General features: G+C 70.6%; 16 protein-coding genes. All 16 read right to left on the minus strand.

Annotated features, from left to right (window positions below):
• Nucleotides 1-390: 390 nt before the first annotated feature.
• The 16 genes from OG524_RS09500 to rsmH all read right to left on the minus strand — a co-directional run bounded on the left by OG524_RS09500 (nucleotide 391) and on the right by rsmH (nucleotide 18,380).
• On the minus strand, nucleotides 391-1,557 hold the full coding sequence (locus tag OG524_RS09500; RefSeq protein ID WP_405391377.1) for a DivIVA domain-containing protein: 1,167 nt from the start codon (nucleotides 1,555-1,557) through the stop codon (nucleotides 391-393).
• A 49-nt stretch (nucleotides 1,558-1,606) separates the two neighbouring features.
• Nucleotides 1,607-1,903 carry a YggT family protein gene (locus OG524_RS09505; protein ID WP_014045410.1) on the minus strand — a complete coding sequence of 99 codons (297 nt, stop codon included), beginning with the start codon at nucleotides 1,901-1,903 and terminating at the stop codon, nucleotides 1,607-1,609.
• Between the two features lie 91 nt (nucleotides 1,904-1,994).
• The gene (locus OG524_RS09510; protein WP_405391376.1) at nucleotides 1,995-2,606 is read right to left on the minus strand and encodes a cell division protein SepF; all 612 of its coding nucleotides are present in this window, start codon (nucleotides 2,604-2,606) and stop codon (nucleotides 1,995-1,997) included.
• 127 nt (nucleotides 2,607-2,733) lie between these two features.
• Nucleotides 2,734-3,453: a YggS family pyridoxal phosphate-dependent enzyme gene (locus OG524_RS09515; protein WP_405391375.1), complete on the minus strand. Its 720-nt coding sequence runs from the start codon at nucleotides 3,451-3,453 to the stop codon at nucleotides 2,734-2,736.
• Nucleotides 3,454-3,459: 6 nt separating this feature from the next.
• Nucleotides 3,460-4,191 carry a peptidoglycan editing factor PgeF gene (pgeF, locus tag OG524_RS09520; RefSeq protein WP_405393255.1) on the minus strand — a complete coding sequence of 244 codons (732 nt, stop codon included), beginning with the start codon at nucleotides 4,189-4,191 and terminating at the stop codon, nucleotides 3,460-3,462.
• Nucleotides 4,192-4,208: 17 nt separating this feature from the next.
• Nucleotides 4,209-5,420, minus strand: coding sequence for a cell division protein FtsZ (gene ftsZ / locus OG524_RS09525; RefSeq protein WP_405391374.1), 1,212 nt, complete (start codon nucleotides 5,418-5,420; stop codon nucleotides 4,209-4,211).
• Between the two features lie 276 nt (nucleotides 5,421-5,696).
• Entirely contained in the window at nucleotides 5,697-6,491 is a 795-nt protein-coding gene (locus tag OG524_RS09530) for a cell division protein FtsQ/DivIB (RefSeq protein ID WP_405809820.1), read from the minus strand.
• A 49-nt stretch (nucleotides 6,492-6,540) separates the two neighbouring features.
• Nucleotides 6,541-7,635, minus strand: coding sequence for an undecaprenyldiphospho-muramoylpentapeptide beta-N-acetylglucosaminyltransferase (gene murG / locus OG524_RS09535; RefSeq protein WP_384500881.1), 1,095 nt, complete (start codon nucleotides 7,633-7,635; stop codon nucleotides 6,541-6,543).
• A gap of 6 nt (nucleotides 7,636-7,641) precedes the next feature.
• The gene (gene ftsW / locus OG524_RS09540; RefSeq protein ID WP_405391372.1) at nucleotides 7,642-9,096 is read right to left on the minus strand and encodes a putative lipid II flippase FtsW; all 1,455 of its coding nucleotides are present in this window, start codon (nucleotides 9,094-9,096) and stop codon (nucleotides 7,642-7,644) included.
• Between the two features lie 116 nt (nucleotides 9,097-9,212).
• Complete coding sequence (gene murD / locus OG524_RS09545) at nucleotides 9,213-10,655, minus strand: UDP-N-acetylmuramoyl-L-alanine--D-glutamate ligase (protein ID WP_405391371.1); 1,443 nt, start codon at nucleotides 10,653-10,655, stop codon at nucleotides 9,213-9,215.
• A complete protein-coding gene (gene mraY / locus OG524_RS09550) occupies nucleotides 10,637-11,707 on the minus strand; it encodes a phospho-N-acetylmuramoyl-pentapeptide-transferase (RefSeq protein WP_384500884.1) in 1,071 nt (356 codons plus the stop codon). The genes murD and mraY overlap by 19 nt, the downstream gene beginning before the upstream one ends.
• The gene (gene murF / locus OG524_RS09555; protein WP_405391370.1) at nucleotides 11,704-13,125 is read right to left on the minus strand and encodes a UDP-N-acetylmuramoyl-tripeptide--D-alanyl-D-alanine ligase; all 1,422 of its coding nucleotides are present in this window, start codon (nucleotides 13,123-13,125) and stop codon (nucleotides 11,704-11,706) included. Before murF ends, mraY begins: the two co-directional genes overlap by 4 nt.
• Nucleotides 13,126-13,129: 4 nt before the next feature.
• On the minus strand, nucleotides 13,130-14,860 hold the full coding sequence (locus tag OG524_RS09560) for a UDP-N-acetylmuramoyl-L-alanyl-D-glutamate--2,6-diaminopimelate ligase (protein ID WP_405391369.1): 1,731 nt from the start codon (nucleotides 14,858-14,860) through the stop codon (nucleotides 13,130-13,132).
• Nucleotides 14,861-14,874: 14 nt separating this feature from the next.
• On the minus strand, nucleotides 14,875-16,878 hold the full coding sequence (locus OG524_RS09565; RefSeq protein ID WP_405809824.1) for a penicillin-binding transpeptidase domain-containing protein: 2,004 nt from the start codon (nucleotides 16,876-16,878) through the stop codon (nucleotides 14,875-14,877).
• Nucleotides 16,879-16,882: 4 nt separating this feature from the next.
• Nucleotides 16,883-17,365 carry a septum formation initiator family protein gene (locus tag OG524_RS09570; protein WP_405809826.1) on the minus strand — a complete coding sequence of 161 codons (483 nt, stop codon included), beginning with the start codon at nucleotides 17,363-17,365 and terminating at the stop codon, nucleotides 16,883-16,885.
• A gap of 49 nt (nucleotides 17,366-17,414) precedes the next feature.
• A complete protein-coding gene (gene rsmH / locus OG524_RS09575; protein WP_405391366.1) occupies nucleotides 17,415-18,380 on the minus strand; it encodes a 16S rRNA (cytosine(1402)-N(4))-methyltransferase RsmH in 966 nt (321 codons plus the stop codon).
• Between the last annotated feature and the right edge of the window lie 324 nt (nucleotides 18,381-18,704).

Below are 18,704 nucleotides of genomic sequence, written 5' to 3' on the forward strand. Positions count from 1 at the left end.
GCCCCCTCCCAAGGCTCACGCTCACCCACCGGCAGCCCGGCCCCCTCCCAAGGCTCACCCTCACCCACCGGCAGCCCGTCCCCCTCCCCGGCCTCCCCGGCCCTCCCGGCGCGGCTCCCTCCCCCTCGTGCGGCCCTCTCGGTGCAGCCCCCTCCCTCTCCCCCCAGCCCTCCCGGTGCGGCCCCCCACCCAGCCCCTCCGGCGTTTGAGGAGCGGGGGTCCGGGGCGGAGCCCCCGGTTACGGGAAGGGGCGGGTAGGGGACAGGCCCCGCGCAGCGGCCCCACCCCGCCCCGCGAGCAGACGCACGCAAAAGGGCCGGGCCCCAGGGAAATCCCCGGGGCCCGGCCCTTTGCCTGCCGACGGCTACGCGCTCAGCGAGCGCGAACCGCTCAGTTGTCGTCCTCGTCGATCAGGAACCCACGCATAGGCGAAGGCGCCTGCTGCATCGGCTGCGGAGCCTGCGGCCGCACCGGCGCCATCGGCTGCGTCATCGCGGGCGACATCTGCTGCTGGCCGCCGTACGACGGTCCGCCACCCATGGACGGGTTGCCGCCCATCTGCTGGTTGCCGTGCCCACCGTGGTTCGAGCCCATGGTGTGTCCCATCGCACCCGCACCGGCCGGAGCCAGCGAGGGCGACGGCGGCAGCGAAGCGGCGGCCGGGGCACGCGGCGGAGCCAGCGAGTCGTCGGCCTGGGTCTCCAGCTGACGCAGCTGGCTCTCCAGGTAGGACTTCAGACGGGTCCGGTACTCGCGCTCGAAGCCGCGCAGGTCCTCGACCTTGCGCTCCAGCGTCGCGCGGGCCGACTCCAGCGAGCCCATCGCCACGCGGTGCTTCTCCTGCGCGTCCCGCTCCAGCGCGTCCGCCTTGGCACGTGCGTCACGCTCAAGACCCTCGGCACGGCTGCGCGCCTCGCCGACGATCTTGTTGGCCTCGGAGCGGGCCTCCGCGATCGCCTGGTCGGCGGTCTGCTGGGCAAGGGAGAGGACACGGGCGGCACTGTCGCCACCGGGGCCCTGACCGGGCTGCTGCATCTGCGGCTGCTGCATCTGCGGCTGCTGCATCTGCTGCATCTGCTGCTGCGGGGCGTGACCGCCCATGGGGCCGCCCATCGGGCCACCCATGAGACCGCCCTGCATCGGACCGGGGCCCTGCGGACCGGGGCCGTGGCCGCCCTGGGGGCCGTGGCCGCCCTGGGGGCCGTGGCCGCTGGGACCGGCAGGCAGCTGCGGAGCGCCACCGGGCAGCTGGGGGGGACCCATCTGCGGGGGCTGCTGCTGCTGTACCGGCGGACCAGATATGGCGGCGGGCACAGGGGCGCCCGGCCTGTCCTGCTGCTCCGGCGGTTTACGCATACCCTGCTGTTGCTGGTTCTGCGCGGCAGCACGCGTGGCAGCGGCCAGCTTGGCGCGCAGGTCCTCGTTCTCACGAAGCAGGCGGGTCAGCTCCGATTCGACCTCGTCGAGGAAGGCATCGACCTCGTCCTCGTCATAGCCTTCTCGGAGGCGGACGGTCGTGAACTGCTTGTTCCGCACGTCCTCGGGGGTCAGCGGCATCTCTTCTTCACCTCTACGTAGTCGTCGGCAGTCGGCAAGACCGTATCGTTCACACGCTGCTCGCAAGCTTGCCCACGATGTTGAGCAGAATGTAGACGATGATCATCAGAACGAAGAAGGACAGGTCAAGTGCCACGCCCCCGAGACGCAACGGCGGTATGAACCGCCGCAGAAGCTTCAACGGTGGATCGGTGACAGTGTAAGTGCCCTCGAGAACGACCACCATCGCCTTGCCTGGCTGCCATGAACGTGCGAACTGGAAGACGTAGTCCATGACCAGCCGGAAGATCAGCACGATGAGGAAACACATCAGCGCGATATAGACCACATCCAGTGCGACGCCCATGTCTCGCGCTTCCCTCTCCCCTGGCTCTCGTTAGCTCCGGCCTCCCGGCCGGCACCGGCCTCACGGCCGGGTTGTTCGTGGTGTCGTGTTCTCAGCTCTGGTTGAAGAATCCGCCCTCTGCGATGCGGGCCTTGTCCTCCGCCGTGACATCGACGTTAGCAGGCGACAACAGGAACACCTTCTGCGTCACCCGCTCAATGCTGCCATGGAGGCCGAAGACAAGTCCTGCGGCAAAGTCGACAAGTCGCTTCGCATCCGTGTCGTCCATCTCCGTGAGGTTCATGATCACCGGAGTGCCCTCACGGAAGTGTTCCCCGATGGTACGGGCCTCGTTATAGGTCCTGGGGTGCAGCGTGGTGATGCGGTAGGGCTCCCGCTCGGACACGACCTTGGGCATGATCACCGGTGCGTTCTTCTCCATGTTCGGGCGGTCAGGTGTGATGGATGCCACGGGGGCGATTCGGGCGGGTCGTCCGCTTTCCGCCGGGAGCTGAACCGGCTCACGCGGCGCCGGTGGCTGCACCACTCGCACCGGTTCGTCCCTTTCCCGCTCCACCTGATGCGCGGGCTGGTGCCGCCGCCGGTCCCGCTCGGGCTCCGGCTCGGGTTCGAATTCGTCATCGGGGTCGAACCCCGGACCGTCGTACCCATCGTCCTCCACGAGGCCGAGGTAGACCGCCATCTTGCGCATCGCGCCGGCCATGCTCCGAGTCCTCCGCTCTGTGGTGGATCGGCATTCGTGTCACCAAGTGCCCGAGATCCACTCCGGCCTGCCCGCCTGGAGCGGGAATGACCATATTTTCTGCTGTGGTCCGACTTGCTTCGCGACGTTACCCGAGCCTGGGTCGGACTCCGAGTACCGCCGTACCGACGCGTACATGTGTCGCTCCGGCCGCCACCGCGTCCTCGAGATCCGCACTCATCCCCGCAGAGACCATGTTCGCAGCCGGATGGTTCCCGCGCAGGCGGGATGAGAATTCCATCAGGCGGTCGAACGCGGCCCGTTGGCGGCCCGCGTACGGCCCAGCGAGCGGGGCGACGGTCATCAGGCCGCCGAGCCGGAGCCCGGGTGCCGCCTCCACCGCCGCGGCCAACTCCTCGATCGCGTCCGGTGCGACCCCGCCCCGGTCACCGCGCTCGCCGCTCTCCGCGTCCAGGGCGACCTGGATGAGGCAGCCGAGTTCACGTCCGCCCTTCTCCGCCGCCGCCGAGAGAGCAGAAACGAGCCGGATCCGGTCCACGGACTGCACCACATCGGCATAACCGGCCACGGAACGAACCTTGTTCGTCTGCAACTGTCCGACAAAGTGCCATGTGAGCGACAGATCCGCACATGCCGCAGATTTGGGTGCCGCGTCCTGGTCCCGATTCTCCGCGACATGGCGCACACCGAGTTCGTGCAGAATCCGCACATCGCTCGCGGGATACGTCTTGGTGACCACGATGAGGGTCACTTCTTCCCGTTCGCGGCCCGCCGCCGCACAGGCGGACACGATACGTTCCTCCACCTGTGCGAGGTTCGCGGCGAGTTGAGCCCTACGTTCCGTCATGCCCTATCAGTCCAACCAGACATATCCGGCGAGCCGACCCGTGGTGCGGTCGCGGCGGTACGAGAAGTGGTCGCCCGATTCCAGGGTGCAGAACGACGAGCTGTGCCGGTCGCCGACCCCGAGTGCGTCGAGCTGGGCGTGCACTCCGGCGGTGACGTCCACAGCCGGTGTCCCCCAGCTGGTCTGCGACCACGAGGCCGGGACCGCCCGGGAGACCTCGGCACGCATCTGCTCCGGAACCTCGTAGCACCGTCCGCAGACGGCCGGTCCGGTGTGCGCGACGATCCGCGACGGTTCGGCGCCCAGAGCGATCATGGCCTCGACGGCGGCCGGTACGACCCCCGCGACGAGTCCCGGCCGGCCCGCGTGGGCGGCCGCGACGACTCCGGCCGCCGGGTCGGCGAGCAGTACGGGGGTGCAGTCGGCGGTGAGCACCGCGAGCGGGAGTCCGCGCCGGGCCGTCACCACCGCGTCCACGGCGGGGATTTCACCCGCGTCACCCCAGGGCCCGTCGACGACGGCCACCTCGCGCCCGTGGACCTGGTTCATCCAGACGACCCGCGCCGGGTCCAGGCCGAGCCCGGTCGCGGCGTGTTCGCGGTTCGCACGGACGGCGGCGGGGTCGTCGCCGACCGCGCCGCCGAGGTTGAGCTCCTCGTACGGAGCGGCGCTCACTCCGCCCCACCTGTCGGTGAAGGCGAAATGGGCGCCGCCCGCCGAAGACCCCGCGGTCTTCACCGCGTGCTGCGGACCTATCACTTCAAGAAGTCCGGTACGTCCAGCTCTTCGGCCTGGGAGTCCTGGTAGGGACGTGCCGTCGGAACGTGCGGAGGGGAGACCGGCGGCAGCGAGCTCTCGTTCGCCGCCGGCACCGGCTCGGCCGGCGCTTGGGTCTCCTCACGCGAGGGCACGGAGCCCAGCGTGCTGGTCTGGCGCACCGGCTCGGTGGTCCGGGCCGACGGAGCCGGCTCCTCGCGCTTGGCGCCCGCCCCGAGGACGGTCTCCCGACGGGCCGGCGGCTGTCCGCCGTCGAAGCCCGCCGCGATCACGGTGACCCGCACCTCGTCGCCCAGCGCGTCGTCGATGACCGCACCGAAGATGATGTTGGCCTCCGGGTGGGCGGCCTCACTCACCAGCTGCGCGGCCTCGTTGATCTCGAAGAGACCGAGGTCGCTGCCGCCGGAGATGGAGAGCAGCACCCCGCGGGCACCGTCGATGGACGCCTCGAGGAGCGGCGAGGAGATCGCCATCTCCGCGGCGGCCACCGCGCGGTCGTCGCCGCGGGCCGATCCGATGCCCATGAGCGCCGATCCGGCCTCGGACATGACCGACTTGACATCGGCGAAGTCGAGGTTGATCAGACCCGGGGTCGTGATGAGGTCGGTGATGCCCTGGACGCCCGAGAGCAGCACCTGGTCGGCCGACTTGAACGCGTCGAGCACGCTGACCTGGCGGTCCGAGATGGACAGCAGCCGGTCGTTGGGGATGACGATGAGGGTGTCGACCTCTTCGCGGAGCTCGGCGATGCCGTCCTCCGCCTGGTTCGCGCGTCGCCGGCCCTCGAAGGTGAACGGGCGGGTGACCACACCGATCGTCAGGGCGCCGAGCGAGCGGGCGATGTTGGCGACGACGGGTGCGCCGCCGGTGCCGGTGCCGCCGCCTTCTCCGGCGGTGACGAAGACCATGTCGGCCCCCTTGAGGACCTCCTCGATCTCCTCACGGTGGTCCTCGGCCGCCTTGCGGCCGACGGCGGGGTTCGCCCCGGCGCCGAGGCCACGGGTGAGTTCACGGCCGACGTCGAGCTTGACGTCGGCGTCGCTCATCAGCAGTGCCTGCGCATCGGTGTTGATCGCGATGAACTCGACGCCCTTGAGGCCGACCTCGATCATTCGGTTGATGGCATTGACACCACCGCCGCCGACACCGATGACCTTGATGACTGCGAGGTAGTTCTGCGGTGCTGCCACGTCGAAGGCCTCTCGCCTCGAGTTACGTGTCGTCGCTTCGCGGTAGTCCCGCCGCGACGACGGATGCCGATTGGGACGGTCCGAACGCCGACCCAAACCCTAACGTTGAAGTTTAGGGTTACCAGTGTGTCCGCTTCTTGGACTCTCCCGAACAGGACACTAAGTCGACAAGTGGCGCACGTTCAACGAACACGCCGAACCTCCCGTTTTTCTTTTCACCCTATGTGATCACCCGTAGCGCTGACCAACCAGGGTGCTGGCCAGGCCGAATACGCGTCAACTCTTCGATGCCGCCGGGGCGGTGGGTGCGCTCACGTCGAAGTGCCCCGCTTTGGGCGAGGCTTTCATGAGAGCGGTGAGGACCCGCGCCTTCACGGGCCCTTCTTCACCACTGCCCCACATCACGGTCCGTTCCCCGGTCAGTTCCAGGAAGACGGAGTCGTACGAGGTGATCCGTACGGTCTCGGTCTCCCGGGACAGCTTTTCCGGGAGGTCGCCCGCGACGTCGACCGCCTCCTGCAACAGACGGTCACTGCCGAAGCGTCGCAGACTCGCCGACCGGCCGGTGTCCAACTCGAGCAGGGGTACGTGCCCGGGCGCCTTGTCCACCGTGGCGAAGCGCACGCCCTTCGCGTCCACTTCGATGAACTTCGCACCCTTTTCCACCAACAGGACCGGCTGTCGTTCGGTCACTTTAAGGCCGATACCGTGCGGCCAGGACCGTACGACATCCACGGAGTCGATACGGGGCAACTTCTGGCGCAACCTGTCCTCAATGGACTCGATGTCCACGGAGACCAGCGGAGCTCCGACGGGAACGGCCGCGACGGCCTCCACCTCCGCCCGGGTCAGGACGTCGGTGCCGCTGGTCGTCACCTGCTCGACCCGCAGCCAGGAGGATCCGTAGAACACCCAGACCGTCGCCGCGGCGGTCAGGGCCACGGCGACCGCGGCCAGGACCATTCGCACACGGCCGGTCAGCCGGCGCCCCTCGGGGCCGATGTGCGGCGGGCGGGCCGGGGTGTCGGCCTGCTTGGCTGCGCCGCGCTGGGCGGTCGTCGGTCCGGCCACGCTCGCTCCTTCGCCGGACCCGGGGCGCTCGCCCCGGGTCCGCACCGCCTCACGCCTGGCGGCGTGCGGCAATCGCCTCGTACACCATGCCGACGAGCAGGTCGTCGGCGTCCCGTCGCCCGAACTCCGCGGCTGCCCGGGACATCTCGTACAGCCGGTGCGGATCCGCCAGCACCGGAAGGACGTTGCCCTGCACCCACTCGGGGGTGAGCGCCGCGTCGTCCACCAGCAGGCCGCCACCGGCGTTGATCACCGGCTGGGCGTTGAGCCGCTGTTCGCCGTTGCCGATGGGCAGCGGGACGAAGGCGGCGGGCAGCCCGACGGCGGTGAGCTCCGCGACGGTCATCGCACCCGCACGGCAGAGCATCATGTCGGCCGCGGCGTACGCGAGATCCATCCGGTCCACGTACGGTACCGGGATGTAGGGCGGCATCCCGGGCATGTTGTCGATGCGCGGCAATTCGTTCTTCGGGCCGACCACGTGCAGGATCTGGATGCCGGACCGCTGCAGCAGCGGTGCGACCCGCTGGACCACCTCGTTGAGGTGGCGGGCCCCCTGCGAACCGCCGGAGACCAGCAGCGTCGGCAGGTTGGGGTCGAGGCCGAAGGCGGCACGCGCCTCCGGTCGGACCCGGGCCCGGTCGAGGGTGGCGATGGTGCGGCGCAGCGGGATGCCGATGTAGCGGGCACCTCGCAGCTTGCTGTCGGGGGTGGAGACGGCGACCCCGTGGGCGTACCGCGAACCGATCTTGTTGGCCAGGCCCGGCCGGGCGTTGGCCTCGTGGACGACGATCGGGACCCCGGCGCGCTTGGCGGCGAGGTAGCCGGGCAGGGCGACGTAGCCGCCGAAGCCGACCACGCAGTCCGCCTTGGTGCGCTCCAGGATCTGCTCGGCCGCCTTGATCGTGCCGCGCAGCCGGCCCGGGACGGTGATCAGCTCGGGTGTGGGCTTACGGGGCAGCGGTACGGCGGGGATCAGAGCCAGTTCGTACCCCCGCTCGGGTACGAGCCTGGTCTCGAGTCCGCGTTCCGTGCCGAGGGCAGTGATTCCCACGGTCGGGTCCTGCCTGCGCAGGGCGTCTGCGAGGGCAAGCGCGGGCTCGATGTGGCCGGCGGTCCCCCCGCCGGCGAGTACGACATGCACCGAAATTCACCGCTCTCCGGACGGACGCTTCGTGACGCGCCGTCTCATCGTCTTCCATCTGACCCCGGGCCTCCGCATGGCCAGGGCCGCTTTCGCGGCGGGATCCTCTCGCGCGAAGGCGATCATGAGCCCGACCGCGAACATGGTCGGCAGCAGGGCCGATCCTCCGTAGGAGAACAGCGGGAGCGGGACACCGGCGATCGGCAACAGGCCGAGCACCGCACCGATGTTGATCACGGCCTGCGCCGTGATCCAGGTGGTCACGCCTCCCGCTGCGTACCTGACGAAGGGGTCCTCCGTGCGTCCGGCCACGCGGATACCCGCATAGCCTAGAGCCGCGAACAGGGCGAGTACCGACAGCGTCCCCGCCAGACCCAGCTCCTCCCCGGTGATGGCGAAGATGAAGTCGGTGTGGGGTTCAGGTAGTTGCCCCCATTTTTCCACACTCGCGCCCAGCCCGGAACCGAACCATCCGCCGGACGCCAGGGCGTAGATTCCGTGCACGGCCTGCCAGCAGGAGTCGCCCGGGCCCGGTTCGGACGCACCGATGCAGCCGAGCCGCGACATCCGGTTGGGGCTGGTCTTGATGAGCAGGAAGCCGATGAGGCCCGCGAAGGCGAGAACGCCGGCGAAGAGCCTGGTGGGAGCGCCGGCCAGCCAGAGCAGGCCGAACAGGATCGCGGTGAGGATGATCGCCGTTCCCATGTCGCCGCCGAGCATGATCAGCCCGAGCAGCATGAAGGCGACCGGCACGAGCGGCACGAGCATGTGCTTCCACTGCGTCAGCAGCCGTTTGTCCTGTTTCCGGGCGATCAGGTCGGCGCCCCACAGGACGAGGGCGAGCTTGCCGAATTCGCTCGGCTGGAGCTGGAAGGGGCCGCCCAGGTAGAGCCAGTTCTGGTTGCCGTTGACCGACATCCCTATCCCGGGGACCTGGACCAGGACCATCAGGAAGACCGTGCCCATGAGCAGCGGGTAGGCGAGCGCCCGGTGGAGCTTGACCGGCATCCTGGAGGCGAGCAGCATCAGCCCGGCGCCGATCACGGCGGCGAGGAACTGCTTGCGGAAGAAATAGGTGCCGGGCTTGGCGAGCTCCAGGGCCTTGATCATCGAGGCGGAGTAGACCATCACGAGCCCGAGCACGGTGATCAGGAGGCTGGACCCGAGGATCAGGTAGTAGGCGGTCAGAGGCCGGTCCCAGGCCCTGCGTGCCCGCTCGTACATCCGGCGCACCCCGGCGCCGCGGGGCGGCCTGGGTGCGGTGCTCCGGCTGCCGCCGCCGCGGGGCACCGGGGGCCTTCGGGCGCCGGTGGCCGGGCGGCTCCGCAGGACGGGTCCCGGGGACCCGGGGCCTGCCGGGAGCGGGCCGGCGAGCAGGGGCGGGGTGAACGCCCGGCTGATCGCCGCTCCCGCCCGTGAGCGGTCCGCTCCGCGAGCGGCTGGGCTCTCGTCGGCCGGCATTGTCGCTGTCCCCTCCACTGCTCGTGCCCGGGGCTGTCGCCGGGGCCCCTCAGGACCGCGGCGGTGCCGTCGGTGTCCCGGTACTCCGGGACGGTACGGCGCGGAGGCCGGGCCCGTCAGGCGCTCTCGTCGGCGAGTTGACGGACCGCGTCCGCGAACGCCTCGCCCCGCTTGTTGTAGTTGACGAACATGTCCATCGAGGCACAGGCCGGTGCCAGCAGTACGGTGTCGCCCGGCCGGGCGAGCCGTGCCGCCTCCCCGACCGCTGCGGACATCGCCCCAGTGTCGGTCCGGTCGAGGTCGACCACCGGTACCTCGGGGGCGTGTCGCGCCAGGGCTTCGCTGATCAGCGCACGGTCGGCGCCGATCAGCACGACGCCCCTGAGCCGCTTCGCGGCCCCGGTCACCAGCGCGTCGAAGGTGGCGCCCTTGGCGAGGCCGCCGGCGATCCAGACGATCGGGTCGTAGGACGCGAGGGAGGCCTCGGCGGCGTGGGTGTTGGTGGCCTTGGAGTCGTCGATGTACGTGACCCCGGCGACGTCCGCGACGTGTTCGATGCGGTGGGCGTCGGGGCGGAAGGCCCGCAGCCCGTCGCGTACGGCCGTCGGCGGTACGCCGAAGGCGCGGGCGAGCGCCGCCGCGGCCAGGGCGTTGGCGATGTTGTGCGGGGCCGGCGGATTGACGTCGCCGACCTCGGCGAGCTCCTGGGCCTGCTTCTGCCGGTTGGTCACGAAGGCCCGGTCGACGAGGATGCCGTCGACCACGCCGAGCTGCGAGGGCCCCGGCGTACCGAGGGTGAACCCGATCGCCCGGCAGCCCTCCTCGACGTCGGCCCCGCGCACCAGGTCCTCGGTCGCACCGTCCTGCGCGTTGTAGACGCAGGCGACGCTGTTGCCCTCGTAGATCCGGCCCTTGTCGGCCGCGTAACCGGCCATGGAGCCGTGCCAGTCGAGGTGGTCCGGGGCCAGGTTGAGGACGGCCGCGGAGTGGGCGCGCAGCGAGGGCGCCCAGTGCAGCTGGTAGCTGGACAGCTCGACGGCGAGTACGTCGTAGGTCTCGTCGCCGAGCACCGCGTCCAGCAGGGACACCCCGATGTTGCCGACCGCGGCGGTGCGCAGTCCGGCCGCCTCCAGGATCGAGGCGAGCATCCGCACGGTCGTGGTCTTGCCGTTGGTTCCGGTGACCGCGAGCCAGGGTGCTGGTTCCCTGCCGTCCCGCCCCCGCAGCCGCCAGGCGAGTTCGACGTCGCCCCAGACGGGGACGCCCGCCTCGGCGGCCGCCAGGAAGAGCGGCTTGTCGGGCTTCCAGCCGGGAGCCGTGACGACGAGCTCGGTGGACCCGGGCAGGGTTGCCCCGTCGCCGAGGCGCACGGTGATGCCGAGCGCCTCCAGTCCGGCGGCCTGGGCGCGGGAGCGCTCGTCGTCGCCGTCGTTGACGACGGTGACGAGGGCCCCGCGCTCGTGCAGGGCGCGGGCCGCGGGGATACCGCTGACGCCGAGCCCGGCGACCGTGACGTGCTTGCCCTGCCAGTCCACGTTGCTCACTTCCTGGCTGCCCATCCCGCGTAGAAGAGACCGAGTCCGACGATCACGCACATGCCCTGGATGATCCAGAAGCGGACCACGACAAGGACTTCGGACCACCCCTTGAGTTCGAAGTGGTGCTGGAGCGGCGCCATTCGGAAGACCCGCTTGCCGGTCATCTTGAACGAACCGACCTGGATGACCACGGACATGGTGATCATCACGAAGAGGCCGCCGAGGATGGCCATCAGGAACTCGGTGCGGGAGCAGATCGCGAGGCCGGCGAGGGCACCGCCGAGGGCCAGCGAACCGGTGTCGCCCATGAAGATCTTCGCGGGCGAGGTGTTCCACCACAGGAAGCCGAAGCAGGAGCCCATCAGCGCGGAGGCGACGACCGCGAGGTCGAGTGGATCGCGTACCTCGAAACAGGCCTGGGGGTTGGTCAGCGTGGTCGCGTTGGCGCAGGACTCCTGGAACTGCCACAGCCCGATGAAGGTGTACGCGCCGAAGACCATCACGGAGGCGCCGGTGGCCAGGCCGTCCAGACCGTCCGTCAGGTTCACGCCGTTGGACATGGCGAGGATCATGAACAGCGCCCAGACGACGAACAGCACCGGTCCGATGGACCAGCCGAAGTCCTCGACGAAGGAGAGCCGGGTGGACGCCGGGGTGTTGCCCCGGAGGTCGGCGAACTGGAGCGAGAGCACGGCGAACGCGATGCCGACGATCAGCTGCCCGGCCATCTTCGCCTTGGCACGCAGACCGAGCGAGCGCTGCTTGACGATTTTGATGTAGTCGTCGAGGAAGCCGACGAGGCCCATCCCGGCCATCAGGAACAGGACGAGGACGCCGGAGAACCGGATGTCCTCGCCGGTGATCAGGTGCGCGAGCAGGTACGCGATGATCGTCGCCAGGATGAAGGCGATACCACCCATGGTGGGCGTGCCCTGCTTGCTGCCGTGGGTACGCGGGCCGTCGTCCCGGATGAACTGCCCGTAGCCCTTGCGGGCCAGAAGTTTGATCAGCAGCGGAGTGCCGACCAGGGTCAGGAAGAGCCCTATGGCTCCCGCGAAGAGGATCTGCCTCATCGGACGGCGACCTCGCCCTCGGTCGCGTTCTCCAGCAGTGCCAGGGCGACCCTCTCCAGGCCGACCGACCGGGACGCCTTCACCAGCACGACGTCTCCCGGGCGCAGTTCACTGCGCAACAGGTCGACGGCCGCCTGTGCGTCGGACACGTGCACCGACTCCTCACCCCACGAACCCTCGTTATATGCGCCCAGTTGCAGCCAGGAGGCTTCTCTTCCTCCGACAGCGACGAGCTTGCTGACGTTGAGCCGGACGGCGAGCCGTCCGACAGCGTCGTGCTCGGCGAGCGACGCGTCGCCGAGCTCGGCCATCTGACCGAGCACCGCCCACGTACGTCCCCCTCCCGCCCGTGAGGCCTTGCCCATGGCAGCCAGCGCACGGAGTGCGGCTCTCATGGATTCGGGGTTCGCGTTGTAGGCGTCATTGACGACCGTCACACCGTCCGGACGCTCGGTGACCTCCATGCGCCAGCGGGAGAGGGTGCCCGCCCCGGAGAGCGCCTCGGCGATCTCAGTCACGGACATGCCCAACTCATGGGCGACGGCGGCCGCGGCGAGCGCGTTCGACACGTGGTGCTCACCGTACAGGCGCAAGGTCACGTCGCTGCACCCGGTAGGTGTGTGGAGCTCGAAAGCGGGGCGGCCGTCGTCCGTGAGCCGGATGTTCTCTCCCCGTACGTCCGCATCCGGGGCCTCTCCGAAGAGGAGCACCCGGGCTTTCGTGCGGGACGCCATGGCCCGGACGAGCGGATCGTCGGCGTTGAGCACGGCGAGGCCGTCCTCGGGAAGGACCTCCACGAGCTCGCCCTTGGCCTGGGCGATCGCCTCGCGGCTGCCGAACTCACCGAGGTGGGCGCTGCCGACGTTGAGGACCAGGCCGATCCTCGGCGGGGTCAGCTCGGCGAGGTAGTGGATGTGGCCCACCCCGCGCGCGCCCATCTCCAGGACGAGGTGACGGGTCTCGGCGGTGGCGCGCAGCGCGGTGAGCGGCAGGCCGATCTCGTTGTTGAGGGACCCCGGGGTCCAGACGGTGGGCGCCTTGCGCTCCAGCAGCTGGGCGATGAGGTCCTTGGTGGACGTCTTGCCCGCCGAGCCGGTGAGCGCGACGACGGTGGTGCCGAGGCGTTCGACGACGGCGCGGGCGAGGGTGCCGAGCGCCGCCACGACGTCGTCGACGACGATCGCCGGGACACCGACGGGGCGGGCGGCGAGCACGGCGGCCGCTCCCGCCTCGACGGCGCGCTGCGCGTAGTCGTGGCCGTCGACCCGCTCGCCGGCGAACGCGGCGAACAGGGAGCCCTCCCGCACTTCTCGGGAGTCGATGACGACGGGGCCGGTGACGGTGACGGACCGGTCCGGTATGTCGTGCGGCTGCCCGCCGACGATTTCGGCGATCTCGGCGAGGGAAAGGGCGATCACTTGGTCATCCCTGACTGTTGTTCTCGTGGGTGTGTGCGCGGTCCTCGGGGGCGTGCACGGCGCTCGTGCGCCCCAAGGAGCGCTCGATGGCCTCGCGCAGGACCTCGCGGTCGTCGAAGGGGCGTACCACCCCGTGGATGTCCTGTCCCTGCTCATGTCCCTTTCCGGCCACCAGCACGGTGTCGCCGGGCTCGGCGCGGGCGACGGCAGCGGCGACGGCCGCGGCCCGGTCCGCGTCGACGAGCACGTCGCCGCGCTCGTGGACGGGCACCTCGGCGGCGCCCGCGAGCATGGCGGCGAGGATCGCCAGGGGGTCCTCGGAGCGGGGGTTGTCGGAGGTCAGTACGGCGGTGTCGGCGAGCCGGGCCGCAGCGGCGCCCATCGGGCCGCGCTTGGTCGTGTCACGGTCGCCGCCGCAGCCGAGCACGATGTGCACCCGGCCCTCGGTGACCTTCTGCAGGGAGCGCAGGACGGATTCGACGGCGTCGGTCTTGTGCGCGTAGTCGACGACCGCGAGGTACGGCTGTCCGGCGTCGACGCGTTCCAGCCGTCCCGGGACGCCGGGGACGGACGCGACGCCGTCGGCGGCGGTCTGCGGGTCGACCCCGGCAGCAGCCAGGGTGACGATCGCGGCAAGGGTGTTGGCGACGTTGAACGGGCCGGGCAGCGGGGCCGTGGCGGCGATCCGCTCGCCCTTGGGGCCGATCACGGTGAAGCTGCTGTCCCGGGGGCCGACTTCGACGTCCTCGGCCCGCCAGTCGGCGTCCGGGTGGCCCTCGGCGGAGAAGGTGACGACCGGGACGGACGCCTCGTCGACCAGCCTGCGGCCGTACTCGTCGTCGAAGTTGACGACCCCGAGCTTGCTGCGCTGCGGGGTGAACAGCTGCGCCTTCGCCTGGAAGTAGTCCTCCATCCCGGAGTGGAACTCCATGTGTTCCGGGCTGAGGTTGTTGAACACGGCGACGTCGAAGACGCAGCCGTCGACGCGGCCGAGCACCAGGGCGTGGCTGGAGACCTCCATGGCGACCGCCTCGACGCCGCGTTCACGCATGACGGCGAACAGGGCCTGGAGATCGGTCGCTTCCGGTGTGGTGCGCTCCGACTTGATGCGCTCGTCGCCGATCCGCATCTCGACGGTGCCGATCAGCCCGGTGCTGCGTCCGGCGCCGCGCAGGCCGCCCTCGACCAGGTAGGCCGTGGTGGTCTTGCCCGAGGTTCCGGTGATGCCGATCTGCAGGAGGCCGATGCCGGGCCGCCCGTAGATCTCGGCGGCGATGTCGCCCATCCGGCCGCGCGGGTCCTCGGTGACCAGGACCGGGAGGCCGGTGGCGGCGGCGCGTTCGGCGCCCGCCGGGTCGGTGAGGATCGCGGCGGCGCCGAGGCCGGCGGCCTGGGCGGCGAAGTCGGCGCCGTGGAAGCGGGCGCCGGGCAGGGCCGCGTACACGTCTCCGGGGCGCACGGCCCGGGAGTCGTGGGTGATTCCGGTGACCTCACCGGAATCCTGCGGTCCGGCGCCGAGCCTGGCTGCCAGCTCTCCGAGGGAGGTCGGCCGCAGCCGGTCCGGTCGGGGCGCTCCCGGATAGGTCACAAGCGCGTCCTTCTGAGTGGTTTGGAACTGATCAGCGTGGGGCACGGCGGTGAGCGTACCGGGCCGACCCGGCCTCTCGCGAAGCGAGGGGCCGGGGTTGCGGTACTTCTCGTTCCGGTTCCCGGGATCAGGGGTGATGGTCGTCACTGGGTGCTTCCGGGTCACTCGCCGGGCTCGAAGGACACCGGCAGCCGGGCGGGGTCGCTGCCGGAGGGTGCGGTCTGGAGGGTCTTCAGGGCGAACTCCATGACCTTCTTGTAGATCGGGCCGCAGATCTGTCCGCCGAAGTAGCTGCCCTTGGTGGGGTTCTGGATCGCACAGTAGACGGTGACCTGCGGATCGTCGGCCGGAGCGAAGCCCGCGAAGGACGCCGTGTAGCCCTTGTAGATGCCCCGTACGGGATCGACGCGGTTGGCCGTCCCGGTCTTGCCCGCGACCCGGTAGCCCTGGATGTGGGCCTTGGTCCCGGTGCCCTCCCGGTCGTCGACCACGGACTCCAGCATCCTCGCCAGCGTCTTGGCGGTCTTCTCGCTGACCACACGGGTGCGCTCGGGGGCTTCGGACGCCGTGTACCGGCCGTCGGCGCCCTTGGTGCCGCGGACGAGGGTCGGCTCGATCCGGACGCCGCCGTTGGCGATGGTCTGGTAGACCGACGCGGCCTGCATGGCGTTGAGCGAGAGTCCCTGGCCGAACGGGATCGTGTACTGCTGCGAGGTCGACCAGTCCTCGGGCTTGGCGAGGATGCCCGGCGACTCGCCCGGGTAGTCGAGCCCGGTGGTGCTGCCGAGGCCGAACTTGCGGAGGTACGAGTACAGGACCTCGTTGGCCTCCGACTGTGTCTTCCCGAGCTGCCCGGTGGCCAGGATGGTGCCGATGTTGCTCGACTTGGCGAGGACCCCGTTGAGCGTGAGGTACCAGGTGGGGTGGTCGATGTCGTCCCTGAACGCCCGGTCCCCGCGGTGCAGCCGGTTGGGGACGGTGACGTGCGTGCCGGGGGTCGCGACCCCCTCCTCCAGCACCGCGGCCATGGACATGACCTTGCTGGTGGAGCCGGGCTCGTACACGTCCTGGAGCGCCGCGTTGCCCAGGGCCGCCGAATTGACCTGCGAGAAGTCGTTCGGGTCGTAGCCGGGGGCGTTGGCCATGGCCAGCACCTCGCCGGTCTTCGTGTTCTGGACGATCACGTAACCGCGGTCCGCCTTCGACTCCTTCACCTGGTCGGCGATGGCCCGCTGGGCCGCCCACTGGATGTCGCGGTCGATGGTCAGCTCGATGTCGGTGCCCTCGACGGCCGGGATCTCCTTGGATCCGGCGGTCGGTACCGGACGTCCGCCGGCCTGGGCGTACCTGATCTTGCCGTCCTCGCCCTGGAGCTGCCCGTTCAACTGTGCCTCCAGGCCGCCGCCGCCCTTGCCCTCGGCGTTGACGAAGCCCAGTATCCCGGCGGCGAGATCACCGTTCGGATAGACCCGCTTGGTGGTGGTCTCCTGGAGGACACCGGCCAGCACATCGGCGCCCGGGCCGCCGGCGGCCCTGTCCTCGGCGGCCTTCTCGGCGAAGACGGACTTGAGGTCCTTGATCTGCTTCCAGACCTGCGGGGTCTGCCGCCGGGCCAGCACGGTGTAGCGGCTGTCGGGGGTCGAGAGCTTCTTCGTCAGCTCCGCCACGTCCTTGCCGAGGATCGGGGCCAGCAGCGCCGCCGCCTGCTGCGGCGCGTCCGGGGCCTTGCTGTCCTCGGGGGTGAACATCTTCGGGTCGGCCGTGATGTCGTGCGCGTCGACGCTGGTGGCCAGGGCGATCCCGCCCCGGTCGGTGATCTCGCCGCGTTCGGCGGCGATCGTGTACTCGAGGTAGCGGTTCTTCTCGGCCTTCGCCGAGTACGCGCCGGCGTCGACTGCCTGGACCTGGAGGAGGCGGACGACGAAGGCCAGCATGACGAGCGTCAGGCAGAGGCTGATCAGGCGCAGCCGCGGGCGCGGGTTGCCGAGCCGGATGGACTGCGGGGTGCCGCCGCGCGAGGACCCCTTGCGCGGCCGGCCCGGCGAGGACCGGGGCCGCCCGGACTCCCGGCGTGCGGAGGGCCGTGGCCGCCCGGAACCGCTCGCGCCGTTTCGGGGGCGCGCGGGGCCGGGAACACGGCGGCGCGGCGGTTCCTTGGACGGCACTGCGTCACCTGCCGGGGCTCGTCGGGGGCGGAGTGGTGGAGGTCGTGGGGGACGCGGAGGAGGCCGGGTCGGGGGTGGCGCTCGCCGCCGGCTTGGGGGCAGGCGTGGGGGACGGATCGGCCGCGGCCTGCTCGGGCACCCCGCGGACACTGCCGTCCGGGTTCAGGAAGGCGGGGTTGCCGCCGGGCACCATGCCGAGCCGGCGGGCGCGCCGCTCCAGCGCGTCCGGCTGGGAGTAGCTGTCGACGTCGCGCTGCAGGGCCTGCTGCTCGTCGGTGAGTTCGGTGGTCTCCCTCTTCAGCTTGCTCAGCCTGAAGGACCCCTCGTTGAGCGCCGAGTTCAGCAGCAGCAGCGAGATCAGGCCACCGGCGAGGAGCAGCACGACCAGCAGGACGAAGGGGGTGCGGGCGGCGGTGCTCGGCCCCGACGGCATCAGCCGCGCGAGCCGGCCGGCCCGCCCCTTCGTCGGCTCGGCCGTCCTGGTCACCGCTGCTCCCCCGCCCTTCCCGGCCCCCGGCCGGCCCGGCGGGGCGCGCTCACCGCTCCTCCTCGCGGATCCGCTGGGCGCCGCGCAGCCGGGCGGGGGCGGCCCGCCGGTTCTCGGCGACCTCCTCCTCGGTGGGCAGTTCGGCGCCGCGGGTCAGCAGCTTCAGACGGGGCTGGTAGCGCTCGGGGACGACGGGCAGCCCGGGCGGCGCGGTGTTGGCCGCACCGGCCGCGAAGACCTGCTTGACCAGCCGGTCCTCGAGCGAGTGGTACGAGAGGACGGCGATCCGGCCGCCGACGGCGAGGCTCCGCACGGCGGCCGGGACGGCCCGCTCCAGGACGGTGAGTTCGCCGTTGACCTCGATGCGCAGGGCCTGGAAGGTCCGCTTGGCCGGATTGCCGCCGGTGCGCTTGGCCGCCTGCGGCAGGGAGTCGCGGATCAGCTCGACCAGACGGGCGCTGTTGGTGAAGGGCTCCTTCTCGCGTTCGCGTACGACGGCGGAGACGATCCGCTTGGCCTGCTTCTCCTCGCCGTACGCGCGCAGGATCCGTACGAGTTCGCCCGGCGGGTAGGTGTTGAGCACCTCGGCCGCGCCGATGCCGGTCGTCTGGTCCATGCGCATGTCGAGCGGTGCGTCCTGGGCGTACGCGAACCCCCGGTCGGCCTCGTCCAGCTGCATGGAGGAGACACCCAGGTCGAACAGGATTCCCTGGACCTTGGGGACGCCCAGCCGGTCGAGGACCTCGGGCAGTTCGTCGTAGACGGCGTGCACCAGGGTGGCCCGGTCGCCGTACGGGGCGAGGCGTTCGCCGGACAGCCGCAGCGCCTCCTTGTCGCGGTCCAGCGCGATCAGCCGGACGTCGGGGAAGGAGGCGAGCAGGGCCTCGCTGTGGCCGCCGAGTCCGAGGGTGCAGTCCACGACCACCGGTGGCTGCGGTCCTGTCGCCTCCAGAGCCGGGGCCAGCAGGTCCAGGCACCGCTGGAGCATCACCGGGACATGTCGGGTCTGGCTCAATGCGCCCTCTCAGGCTCTGTCCCGCGTGGCTGCACGTGCGGTCTGGTCCCCGCCCGCTCGGAAGGGGAGGTCCGCCGACGCCGGGGAAGGGGCGTCGGCCGACCGACGAGCGGGAGAGGGCCGGGCCGCATGTACGCCGCACATCACGGGGAATTCGAAAACATGCAAACTATGCACAATGTGCAGGCGTGTCGGTAACTTCGCGTCACTTTAGTCCACCCTGCCATTCGATCGATTCCCGATCAACGAACCGGGCAGCGCGTCGCACCACTCGCACGGTCCGGGACGCTCACCCGGCCGGACGCAGGACTGTGAGGCTTGTGG

The organism is Streptomyces sp. NBC_01520, from assembly GCF_045040375.1.
Taxonomy (GTDB): Bacteria; Actinomycetota; Actinomycetes; order Streptomycetales; family Streptomycetaceae; genus Streptomyces.

Bases quoted from the DNA above. Each gene is read 5' to 3' on its own strand.
- ftsW (WP_405391372.1), bottom strand. From the start codon at position 9,096: ATGCCGGCCGACGAGAGCCCAGCCGCTCGCGGAGCGGACCGCTCACGG.
- OG524_RS09515 (WP_405391375.1), bottom strand. From the start codon at position 3,453: ATGACGGAACGTAGGGCTCAACTCGCCGCGAACCTCGCACAGGTGGAG.
- OG524_RS09510 (WP_405391376.1), bottom strand. From the start codon at position 2,606: ATGGCCGGCGCGATGCGCAAGATGGCGGTCTACCTCGGCCTCGTGGAG.
- OG524_RS09500 (WP_405391377.1), bottom strand. From the start codon at position 1,557: ATGCCGCTGACCCCCGAGGACGTGCGGAACAAGCAGTTCACGACCGTC.
- murD (WP_405391371.1), bottom strand. From the start codon at position 10,655: ATGGGCAGCCAGGAAGTGAGCAACGTGGACTGGCAGGGCAAGCACGTC.
- mraY (WP_384500884.1), bottom strand. From the start codon at position 11,707: ATGAGGCAGATCCTCTTCGCGGGAGCCATAGGGCTCTTCCTGACCCTG.
- OG524_RS09505 (WP_014045410.1), bottom strand. From the start codon at position 1,903: ATGGGCGTCGCACTGGATGTGGTCTATATCGCGCTGATGTGTTTCCTC.